This window comes from Oleiphilus sp. HI0079 (assembly GCF_001635105.1).
Genome location: NZ_LWFT01000437.1, coordinates 1 through 11,101, shown reverse-complemented (window position 1 = coordinate 11,101; position 11,101 = coordinate 1). Strand labels below are relative to the sequence as shown.

The window sequence follows — 11,101 nt, the reverse complement described above, 5'->3', positions numbered from 1 at the left end:
GCATTTCGCGCCACTCTCGCATCCGCATAAAAGAAAGGAAGCTCTTCTGTGCAAATCGCTTTAAAGCGCTACTACCTAGCGTTTGACGCTGCTCTTCGTAGACATTGAACAGCTTCAACAATGTCGCGAAATCTGAATCTACATCTTTAAAAACAGCATGTGCCTGATCCGCAGCTTGACGCTTCTCCGCAGGTCGCTCGCGAGGGTCTTGAATCGCCAAACCACTGACGACAATCAAGGCATCATGGAGGCAATCTGACTCATTGGCTTGATAAAGAATACGGGAAAGCTTCGGATCGATCGGGAGCTTCGCAATCTCACGACCAAGCGATGTAATTTTGTTGTTTTGGCTAACGGCACCCAACTCAAAGAGCAGCTTAAAACCATCGTTCCAGAGCTTGGACTCGGGCATATCAATGAAAGGGAATTTACGAACATCGCCGAGCCCGACATCCAACATTTTAAGCACAACAGAGGCTAGATTGGTACGTAGGATCTCGGGATCCGTAAACTGAGGTCGACCGACAAAATCTTCTTCTGAATAAAGCCGATAACAAATACCTTCTGCAACTCGTCCACACCGCCCTTTTCTTTGATTGGCGCTGGCTTGAGAGATCGGCTCGATAGGTAGGCGCTGTATTTTAGAACGCACGCTGTAGCGCGACATTCTTGCTAAACCGCTATCGACTACATAGCGGATGCCAGGCACTGTAATCGACGTTTCTGCCACATTCGTTGCCAAGACGATGCGCCGACCAGAGTGCCCCTTAAAGATTCTAGATTGCTCTTCGTTACTCAAACGTGCATAAAGAGGAGTCACCTCGGTGTCTCGCCATTCTGAATGACGCAAGTGTTTAGCAACTTCACGAATCTCTCGCTCGCCGGGCAGAAAAACGAGAACATCACCGATCCGCCACTTCTTGTCCCGCTCGTCTTGGATAATCCCCTCAATGGCCTGCTGGACTTGCTCAGGAAGACTTGCATCATCCCCGTCTGAGGCCGGTTGGTATTTCACTTCCACGGGAAACGTTCGACCCTCAACCGAAATAACGGGCGCGCCACCAAAATGCTTCGAGAAACGCTCAACATCAATCGTCGCCGAAGTAATCACGACTTTAAGGTCTTTTCGTTTATGAAGGAGATTTCGCAGGTAACCAAGCAAAAAGTCTATATTCAAACTCCGCTCGTGCGCTTCATCGATAATGATAGCTTGGTACTTTGAAAGGTAAGGGTCATTTTTTATCTCGGCCAGGAGAATTCCGTCGGTCATTACCTTAACAAGCGTTTCGGGCTGACTTTGGTCAGAAAACCGGACCTGATAACCAACCTGATTACCGAGCTCTACGTTAAGCTCATCAGCGATTCGATTAGCAACAGTCCGTGCAGCAAGCCGCCTTGGTTGAGTGTGTCCGATCAAACCTTTATCCGATAAGCCAAGTTCCAAGCATACCTTTGGGATTTGTGTCGTCTTACCAGAACCTGTCTCGCCCGCAATAACAACAACCTGATGCTTTCTTAATATCGCGCGTATTTCATCCACCTGCTGAGACACAGGAAGGTTATCGGGATAATGTATTCGGACGCCTCTATCTTGGCGCCTCTCTACTAAAGCGCATGAATCTCTGAAGCTTTTTTCTATCTGAGTGCAGAGCTTAGCGAGTTCATCCCCCTCGAGACCGTCTACGCGTGCAATCTTTCTGCGCAAGTGGTGCTGATCTCGGAACATGCACAAACTTAAATCAAGGGCTTTAATTGTACTGATTGTATGTTTTTCAGAAGACACAAAAATTCTTAAATCTTATTAGATACAGTTGCTTACACGATGTTTATTGAATCGCATTGATTGTGGCCTATTCTAAGTGAATACGACTTAACTTGAACGGAAATAAACATGCGGGTGATTGAGAACATTACTTACGACGAACTTCACGTCGGAGATTATGCCACATTTACAAAAACATTAACGGAAGATGAGCTCGTTTTGTTTGCAGCTGCATCTGGCGATGTCAATCCAGTATCGCTTGACGCAGAATACGCAAAGAAAACAACATATAAAGAACGGATTGGGCACGGTATGTGGGCTGGTTCTCTTATTTCAGCTGCGTTGTCAACAGTTATTCCAGGGCCAGGAACGGTCCACCTTGAGCAAAACCTCAAATTCGCTGATGCCGTCCGAGTCGGGGATACTCTAACCGTGACACTCATCGTGAAAGAAAAGCTCGAGCGCCACCGCGTCGCAATGGACTGCAGAGTCAAAAATCAGGATAATAAGGAAATTCTCACGGGCACTTCCCTAATTGTTGCCCCGACCGACAAAGTATCCCTACAGGAACCCAACCTGCCAAGGATAGAGATAGAAAGCTAGCAGCCAAAGAGTATTTAAAGAGCGATACATGACGACGCGCGCAGAACAAAAACAACGAACGCGCAGAATGATTTTAGATGCTGCACTCTCTTTGTTATCAGACAACCGAAGCTTGGATAGCCTTGGCCTTCGCGAAGTAACGCGAGAGGCTGGGCTGGCGGCCCCCTCGTTCTATAGACATTTCCCGAACATGGCGGAACTAGGGCTAGCCCTAGTAGAAGAGGCGGGGTTATTTCTGAGACAGATGCTCAGAAAAACAAGGCAAAGAATTGGCGAAACCGAAAGCGCTATCGACACCTCTGTAGACACCTTCATCGAATTCCTTGAACAATATCCTGTTCATTTCAGAATCTTATTACAAGAACAAGTTGGCTATTCTGATGAATACAGAAAAGCGGTGCGTGCTGAGGTCGACAACTTCGTTACCGAGCTTGTGAGCTACCTAGATGCGCGCTCTGACGCGCTAAATAGACCAAAGCTAGATGCTCAAAATACGGCTGAAGCAATGATCGCGGTTATTATCTCGATGGGTACAAAACTCACTGTACTTGATCGAAGAGAAAAGCAACGCATTCGCGATAATACCGCTGAGCAGCTTCGTATTGTAATGCGCGGAGCACTATCCAAGCGCTAGAGCCCAAGAATTAACAACAAACCTGATTGTATAGCCGCATTACCAAATAGAAAACGCGCCAGCATCATTGACGCTATTCACGGTCGCTCGAGGCAATCCAAGCACCAACGTACCGCCATATAAATCAAGCGCCTCAATGTCTGCAGATAAAGCCGATGCCGACTGGTCATCCTCAAATACACTCAAGAGCACAGGATCCTCATAGGTGGTATGGTCAATCACCTCAGCATGGCCCCTAATAGCTGAGTAGCCATTAAAATCAGCAACAACGCCAGGATTTGCAACCACTAAATAGCGATCTTCGACACGCATTACTGAACCAAATTTTGCTCCCTGTTTTGGTTGACGAGATTTAATGTAGTCAGACAAACCCAAAACCTCGTCATCATCCATATCGTAGCGATATACAGCACCATAATCTCCGTCAAGAGGCGTAAAGCCAGCGGGCCCAACATTCTCTTCAGCACCGACGTTAACCTGATCAGAAGCGCTATCTTCACTTGGTGCACCAATAAAAAAGGACGTCCCTACGATAGCAACGGTGGAACCGAATAGATCACCTTCGTCATTGTTTTGTGGTTTCAGATAGGCCAACGGAGTAATGACATTATTTTGCTGGGGTGTTTCATAAAGCATCACTGAACCTGATTCAGCGTTGCTCGCAGCGACAGGATTTTGGTCAAGAAAGGCAGGGTCAACAACTCCGTTAAAAACAGGAAGGTCGTCAATATTTGCTGCGTCTTTGGGAGCCCCAATCGCGACATAGTTTTCTGTTGCGCTTATAGATGAGCCGAACTCCTGGCCATCATGCTCTATGATTGATCGGTAGGTCAAAACCGAATCAAAACGTCCATCGCTATCTCTTCGATATTGAAAAACCGCTCCCTGCGGCGTCCCGCCACCCTGTCTCGCGAATGGCGCACCAACCAATAACTCACCGCCTACTTCCGCTAACGCGGTCCCAAACCCGTTGTTTGGATACGTAGCATTAGCAGAGTTATCGGGGCTCTTCAGATAAGAAATTTCTTGCGCAGTACAGCCCTCACTGATCAAAAACTCATATACTGCTCCACTATTTGCGCGATCATAAGTGAGACTCAAATTTTCCGCCGAAGCATTCGCAAATCCTGAGAAACCGCTGTCGTCACCCGGAGCCGATACGAATAAACTGTAGCCTCTAACCAGCACCTGATCTCCAAAGCGATCACCCACTCTCGCCCTGGTCGCCTTAATCAAACCACAATAATCGTAGCGTTGGTTCTCTAAATCGAACTCATAGAGCATCACTGCACCAGAGTTTGCTTTTCCAGTCGAAGACGGCGTGACGTTTGCCGGCACAAAACCGGTTTCTAAAGAGGACTCTTTGGGCACACCAACCGCTAAAAATCTTCCGTTAAAAGAAACACTATGCGCGGCACTACCGGCAAGCGATGCCAACGGACTTGGTTCGATGCTCAGCGCAGTTTCCTCAAAAGGGTGGCGCTCAATATCAAAGACAAGCTCAAAGTTTACGTCTTTACTAACGACATACTTCTCTATTTGCTCAACATCGCCATTTTCATCTAGAACAGGATTTCCATCTGAGTCGAGAACATCTTCTAAAACGCGCTGCGCTTGAAACCGACACTCATCCCTCTCCTCGTCAACAAGGTAGGACATCTCAACACCTAAAACGATCTCTGAAATGTTTTGATCTAGCGGGTATTTTGCCTCCACCCCATTTTCAATTGACGCGATATCTGTCGCGCCGTCTCCTTTCCAAATCAAAGAGACGCCGCCAGAGCTGGTTACTTCGCCATTCGAAAGCGCAATCGGATCTTCTTGATCTAGAGTGGTGAAAGAAAAGAACAAACTACTCGCGAGTGCTGGCACACGGACTGACGCACTCGCGTCAGAGTTGCTAATATCCTGCACCGCGTAGTTCAGCTGGGAGGTGCGCCCATCAAGTGAGCGAGTTCTTGCTTCTAGTGAGGCAATAACAGGCGTGACAATTTCAGGCGTTGCGCACTCAGGATCAGACTTAACCTGTTGCGATGGAATAACCAGATCATTAGTACGAGAACAGGCGCTAATAAGTGTGAGTAGCAAGGCTACGGGTATAAAGCGGAAATACAAGGCAACGTCCATCTAAACAGTACAAAGCGATATTATATAGGTCTTATAAATATCGTAAGAGATTCATGACACACTTTGAAGCCAAAAGCACTTTTGCCTCTTTATCAGCTACAATACAGCCCTCCAAATACAGTAAAGAAACCTAAGACATGCCAAACAGAATTTTTTCAATTGCACCGATGATGGACTGGACAGACAGACATCAGCGTTATTTCGCACGGAAGATCACTAGGCATGCACTGCTATACACCGAGATGGTCACGACCGGCGCTATTATCCATGGTGGAGAAGAGCGCCACTTGGCCTACAACAATGAGGAACATCCACTAGCGCTTCAACTGGGAGGGAGTGACCCCAAGCAGCTCGCACAATGTTCAAGTATCGGCCAGAAGTGGGGCTACGACGAGATTAATCTAAACGTAGGGTGCCCTAGCGATCGCGTGCAGAATAATATGATTGGTGCGTGTTTAATGGCCCATCCTAAACTTGTCCATGACTGCTTAGCCTCAATGCAAGAGGCCTGCGATATTCCCGTCACCATCAAACACAGAATCGGCATCGACGAACTCGACAGTGAAGCCTATCTTGAGGAGTTTGTAGGCGCTGTCGCAGAATCCGGCTGCAAAACGTTCATCATACATGCTCGCATCGCGATATTAGACGGGTTAAGCCCAAAGGAAAATCGAGAAATACCTCCATTAAAATACAACAGAGTCTACGACATAAAAAAGAAGTTCCCGAGTCTTGAGATTATTATCAATGGCGGAATCAAAACGATTGCTGAATGTCAGACGCATCTGCAACATGTCGACGGCGTCATGTTAGGTCGAGAGGCCTACCACAACCCTTGGTTACTCTCGGAGGTCGACACTAGCCTCTACAATAAATCGACCACTGTACAAACTCGTGAAAACATTCTTCGGGAAATGTATCCGTATATAGAAGACCAGCTGGCTCGAGGTCAGAAGCTAAGTTACATTACACGCCATGTTCTTGGGCTTTTCCATGGGCAGTATGGCGGCAAACAATTTCGTAGATACATTAGCGAGAACGCACACAAACCAGGCGCAGGCATAGAGGTACTAGACAAAGCACTTGAATTTGTTAGATCCACTCAAGCAGCCTAGAATAAAACTATGTTGAGTGATGCTATTCGGTTCTAAATCAGATCGATTTCGATTAACTTAAATCTTTAAAATCACAAAAAAAAGAAGTAAACCTATGGCGAGCAAACTAGAACAACTTAGAACCATGACCACGGTAGTAGCTGACACAGGAGATCTCCAAGCGATTAAGCAATGGAAACCTGAAGATGCAACGACAAACCCTTCCCTTCTTCTCAAAGCGGCCGCACTAGACGAGTACCAACCCCTTATTGCCGACGCAAAAAAATACGGAGCAAGGCATGACGTCGATAGCCAAGAACAATTAGATCTGGCTTGTGATTATCTTGCTTGCTCTATTGGTAAAGAAATTTTGGGCCATATTCCCGGGAAGATTAGTACTGAAGTGGATGCTCGGCTGTCTTTTAGCACGGATGAAACTGTCAATCGTGCACTCAGGCTGATTGATCTATACGACTCAAAAAACGTAGCAACAGAACGGGTATTAATTAAAATCGCGTCAACATGGGAAGGCATACAAGCGGCTAAAATTCTTCAACAAAAGGGCATCAACTGTAACCTGACTCTGCTCTTCGATTTTGCGCAGGCCCAGGCGGCTGCTGATGCTGGCGCGTTCCTCATATCTCCGTTTGTCGGTCGAATTTTAGATTGGTATAAAAACGATAGCGGAATCACTGATTATCCTGCTAACGAGGACCCAGGTGTATTGTCTGTGCAGCAGATCTACAGGCACTACAAAGCATCGGGCTACGATACGATTGTAATGGGCGCGAGTTTTAGAAATACAGGCGAGATTGAGGAGCTAGCGGGCTGTGACAGGCTTACAATCAGCCCTCAACTGCTGGAAGAGCTGTCTCGCGATGAGGGAGATTTGCAACGCAAGCTCTTCGCAGATAGCCCAAAGAATGGAGACGTCAAAGCGCTTTCAGAATCTGCGTTCCGCTGGGATATGAATGAAAGCGCGATGGCGACAGAAAAGCTCGCAGACGGCATTCGAAACTTCGCGGCGGATCAAATCAAATTGGAAAAACTGCTTAAGGCTTAAGCTACATGATTAACGCGCTAAAAAATTGGTTCGATGAACTTGGCGGTTCAAAATCGACCGTTACCGACCAAGCCACCGCAAATATTGACCTTTGCTGTTTCAGCTTGATGGTCATTACCGCAAGCGTTGACTCGGTATTTGATCCTTCCGAACGTCAAACCATTGAACAACTAGGACGCGACCTCTTCGACCTCGATAATGAGACCATTGCGGAGATTCTGAAAGACGCAAAGACACAAGCGGGTGATTCAACTTCGCTGTATGAATTCACGTCTCTCATTCACGAACACATGAGCGAGAACGAAAAATTCAAACTAGTCGAAGGATTATGGAAAATCGCGTTTGCGGATGGTCAGGTTGATAAGTATGAAGAGCATATTATTCGGAGAGTAGCCGAGTTAATCTACCTTGATCATGCCCGTTTTACCGAGGCTCGTTATTTGGCAGAAACCCAATCTCAATGACGAAAATCATAGGGCATAGAGGAGCGCGAAACGAAGCTCCAGAGAATACTTTGCCGAGCTTCATAATAGCTCAAAAAGCCGGATGTCTAGCATTTGAGCTCGATGTCAGGCTTTCTCATGATCTCCAACTAATGGTGTTTCACGACCAAACACTGGGCAGAACCACTGGGCGCCAAGGAAGTTTGTCGGATTACTCCGCTGAAGTATTAAATAAAATTGATGCGAGGGGTAAATCTCTATGGCCCGATGCCTGCTACATCCCTACTCTGGAACAAGTCTTTCATATCGTCCCTGACACCGTGGATTGGCAACTTGAAGTAAAACCAACAAGCCGCGTAAGAATGAGAATTCTGAGTCAGAAGTTAAATAGATTTGTTTCAAAGCTGAAACCAGAAACGGCTCGCATCACAATCACCTCTTCAAGCAGGTGGTTTCTTAAAGAAGTAAAAATACGCAACCCTAAAATTAGAACAGGTTTCGTCTCAGAGCATCTTGGAGAATCAAGTGTAAGTGTGTGCGAAACACTTGGGTGCGACTTACTTGTCCTCAATCACCGATTTTGCGACCAGGCCACACTGTCTCTCGCAAAACAGTATGGCTTGGAAGTCTCCGTTTGGACTGTGAACGATCTCGACAGAATGGAGGAGTTATCCAGCTTGGGCGTTGACAGCATCATCACGGACATACCGACAAAGGCACTATCTGTTATGTCGTCAAGCATACCTTAGTTAATCTACCGCTAAGATTTAAAACGAGGTTCGGTCCGTTGGATCCGTATCCTCCAAGACTTCCTCGTAGTCGGTCCAGCCATCGCCATCACTGTCTTCAATACGCGGATTCGTCAACTGATCATACTCCTCGACGTTCACCAACCGGTCTCCATCGGCGTCTTCAAATCGGGTAATTCCGGAAGATATGCTGAGCAGCCCGCAACCCGCATCATCTACTAAATCAAATCTTCGCTCATAGAAGCAAGGCATGCCATCACTATCCAAGTCGTTCAGACCGACGTTCGATATTTCAATTCCGCTACTTTTACGGCGCACTTGAACCACATCATCTCCCAGTGAAATAAGCCCCCAAATGCCTTCATCTTCCGATTGAGTAGGAAAATCAAAACCATTTGCTCTAATTGGGGCAACCGAACGGGAGTCTACAAACACTTGAACACTGTCTTGATCAAACAGGGTAGAAACAGACTGGGCATTACTGGCATTCGTATAAGAGGAGATGTAATACTTCTCATGAGTTTTGTCTGTAAGAGTCGATTGCTTAACCAACATTTGCTTCGTACTTGAACGGTAACTAGCGCCCAAGCTAGAAAGATCAGATAAACTAGTAGCCATATCTAGATCTTTCGAAAAAACATAGCCACTAGGAACGATGACCTTACTTCCGGCGCTATCCAAAGAAACATAACTCAGCGGAACCGCATCAAAAAATGCAGTCGCAAGCTGAACCGCCGATAGAAATCCATTGCTGCCCGGCGTTGCGGTTTCAAGCTCTAAGAACCCGAAATCCTCGATAAGACCATTGCCAATTGGAAGGTAGAGTCGTTTGGGGCTGCTCGATGAATCCCACTCAGCGTATTCTAGGTTCGCATCGGGTATTGCAATCTGATCAACATAGCCACCATTAGTGTCATACAAAGCAATACGAGCTTGTGCTCCAAGTCCTAACTGAATGGCTACATGGTCATCGATAGCCACCATCGCCTCTACCATTTCATCGGAATTTAGCGCTATCGGAGGAAGAACATCGATTGTGTTCGGTGACGCCAATGAAACCGAACGCAACTGGCCCGTCTTATCAATGAAGAGCATCTTATCGCTAATCGCTTCATATACGACAAAATCGGCAGCGTCAGAGCTTACATCCAGTTCCTTTAAGTACTCTTTCGCAGAAAGATCATAACGAACAACGGAGTCCCAATCACCGTTAAATAATGCCAACTGCTGAGTTCCACTATCAATTGATGCAAGCTTAGCTCCCTGATCTTGCTCACTCATCCATGTCGAGAAACACTGATGTCGATCAACTCTATCAAAGCCCTGTGATTGAGTTACACAACCGGGGTCTAGAGGGTAATAATCAACATCGTCATCTGCGCCGTCAAAATCACTATCGGTAAGCGTTGGGTATGAAACAAATTGCACGTCAAAACAATACGCTTTACCCGCGCTCTCTATACCTGTTTCATTCGCCAAACAATCGTTGAGAGATACGACAACTCTTGGATTCGAAGCCGCGTTTGCCGCTACCGCATCAACGAACACTGTAGAGAGTTCCGCACCATCTTTAATCCCATCAGAATCCGAATCTTGATTATTCGGTTCAGTTAACAGAATGTTGAGCTCAACACCGTCCAACAATCCATCCGAACCTGCTACACCAAGATTCAAATCAGAGTTTGGGTTCACTGAGCTAGCTTCGGTAAGTTCAGCCTCTTGGAGATTTGACGCGTAATCCTGGTCATAATCTTCTAAACCATCAGAAATCAGGTCATTATCCGAATCCGCAGACAGAGGGTTAGTGAAAGTAAACCGAGCCTCAGCCTTTAAGGTTTCAAACGACATATCATCCGAAAGATCTACAGGAACATCCAGCAAGGTTTGAAGATCAACACCCGCAGCATGGGCCTCAATAACACCGAGCTCCTCAAGATCAGGCAAACCATCAGCATCACCATCTTCTAATAAAGGGTCTGACAATCGCCAAATATACAGTGACGATAGCTCGGGAATATCCAAGTTAAAGGAGCTAATTACTGAGCGATATGGTTCTAGTTCAAAGTCAACTCTCTGCGCGGCAACCCACCCTATGTCCGAAGCACGCGTATTAAGCGAAGCATCACCAATGTCATTGTTATCTAAGTCGGTTCCAAAACGAAGTATGTCGCCCGCACTATCGAAACCAAATACCCAGATCTCATCACCATCAGAGATGGTGTCGCCATCCGTATCCATGACCAATGGATCAGTTCCAATCAACACTTCGACAAAATCAAAAATACCATCAAGATCACCATCAATGGCTAATGGGAATGGATCCATGCTATCTATCAAAAAGTCTTCGTCCGTATCAGGCATGCGTGGATCAATAAGCCTAATAACCTCTTCTCCATCTTCTAAACCATCGCCATCCGTATCTACTTCTCTAGGAAAAGTTCCAGCTATGCGCTCGTCACCATCATTTAGCTGATCACCATCGGTATCCGCATTTGCAGGATCACTAGTACAAATATTGACCGTAACGTTATCAAGAGCAAGACAAGTGACGCCTTGAACCTCTTCGCCGTCACTCAAACCATCTTGATCTGAATCTCTAATCCAAGGATTTGTCTCAAATAGAAGC

The 11,101-nt window shown here is 46.4% G+C and carries 8 protein-coding genes and 1 pseudogene; 6 read left to right on the top strand and 3 right to left on the bottom strand.

The genetic code is table 11. From position 1 onward, the window contains the following. Positions 1-1,726: ATP-dependent RNA helicase HrpA (gene hrpA / locus A3750_RS05755; RefSeq protein ID WP_068548093.1), on the bottom strand; the 1,726-nt coding region annotated here is incomplete at its 3' end. 165 nt (positions 1,727-1,891) lie between these two features. Here hrpA and A3750_RS05750 point away from each other — a divergent pair. Together A3750_RS05750 and fabR are read left to right on the top strand one after the other, a co-directional pair. After that, complete coding sequence (locus A3750_RS05750) at positions 1,892-2,365, top strand: MaoC/PaaZ C-terminal domain-containing protein (protein WP_068457850.1); 474 nt, start codon at positions 1,892-1,894, stop codon at positions 2,363-2,365. Between the two features lie 28 nt (positions 2,366-2,393). Beyond that, positions 2,394-2,999 (top strand): HTH-type transcriptional repressor FabR, encoded by a 606-nt coding sequence (gene fabR / locus A3750_RS05745; RefSeq protein WP_068457849.1) that lies wholly within the window; start codon positions 2,394-2,396, stop codon positions 2,997-2,999. A 39-nt stretch (positions 3,000-3,038) separates the two neighbouring features. On the opposite strand, the gene A3750_RS05740 is transcribed toward fabR, so the two are convergent. Beyond that, positions 3,039-5,114 carry a hypothetical protein gene (locus tag A3750_RS05740; protein WP_156492535.1) on the bottom strand — a complete coding sequence of 692 codons (2,076 nt, stop codon included), beginning with the start codon at positions 5,112-5,114 and terminating at the stop codon, positions 3,039-3,041. Positions 5,115-5,263: 149 nt separating this feature from the next. Here A3750_RS05740 and dusA point away from each other — a divergent pair, with 149 nt between their 5' ends. From dusA to A3750_RS05720, 4 genes are all read left to right on the top strand, one after another. Further along, a complete protein-coding gene (dusA, locus tag A3750_RS05735) occupies positions 5,264-6,241 on the top strand; it encodes a tRNA dihydrouridine(20/20a) synthase DusA (protein WP_068457845.1) in 978 nt (325 codons plus the stop codon). A gap of 94 nt (positions 6,242-6,335) precedes the next feature. Then, the gene (gene tal / locus A3750_RS05730) at positions 6,336-7,283 is read left to right on the top strand and encodes a transaldolase (protein WP_068463883.1); all 948 of its coding nucleotides are present in this window, start codon (positions 6,336-6,338) and stop codon (positions 7,281-7,283) included. 5 nt (positions 7,284-7,288) lie between these two features. Continuing rightward, positions 7,289-7,747, top strand: a complete 459-nt coding sequence (locus tag A3750_RS05725; RefSeq protein ID WP_068456103.1) for a TerB family tellurite resistance protein — start codon at positions 7,289-7,291, stop codon at positions 7,745-7,747. Beyond that, complete coding sequence (locus A3750_RS05720) at positions 7,744-8,475, top strand: glycerophosphodiester phosphodiesterase (RefSeq protein WP_068456100.1); 732 nt, start codon at positions 7,744-7,746, stop codon at positions 8,473-8,475. The genes A3750_RS05725 and A3750_RS05720 overlap by 4 nt, the downstream gene beginning before the upstream one ends. Positions 8,476-8,493: 18 nt before the next feature. Here the strand turns inward: A3750_RS05720 and A3750_RS25975 are convergent. After that, positions 8,494-11,101, bottom strand: a pseudogene (locus tag A3750_RS25975) (hypothetical protein); the annotation flags it as partial.